We start from the raw sequence: 451 nt of genomic DNA on the forward strand, positions 1-451 counted from the left end.
TCACGCGAACAACCAGAAAATAAAAAGCGCCTATCAATGCGGCGGCCCAGCTGATGCCACAGGCAATGGCGGCACCTTGGATACCCAATTCAGGGAAAGGGCCAATACCAAATATCAGCAAGGGGTCTAATATGCCGTTGACCACGCCAGCGCCAATCATAATCTTGGCGGGAGTTTTAGTATCACCACAGGCCCTAATAGCTGCATTGCCACTCATTGGTATCACCAAAAGTGGCACTGTCAGGTACCAGACAAACATGTATTGGTCGATCAGTGGCAGCAGTTGAGGCTCTGCACCTAACAGAGTAAATAGTGGGTCTATAGTCTGCAGTCCGATGAATGAAGCAATACTGACAAGGACGATCGCGAGCAATATGCCATGACTGGAAAAGCGTGCGGCTTGCTCAGGTTGGTTTTGACCCAAAAAGCGACCTATGTGAGTCGATAATCC

The 451-nt window shown here is 49.4% G+C and carries 1 protein-coding gene; it reads right to left on the bottom strand.

All coding sequences use genetic code 11. The annotated features are described in order from the left end of the window. On the bottom strand, window positions 1–451 hold a 451-nt coding region (locus tag AB4585_RS28835; RefSeq protein WP_372172214.1), incomplete at both ends, for an MATE family efflux transporter.

Origin of the sequence: Vibrio sp. 10N.222.49.C9 (genome assembly GCF_041474985.1) — a bacterium.
In the GTDB taxonomy this organism is placed as follows: Bacteria; Pseudomonadota; Gammaproteobacteria; order Enterobacterales; family Vibrionaceae; genus Vibrio; species Vibrio crassostreae_C.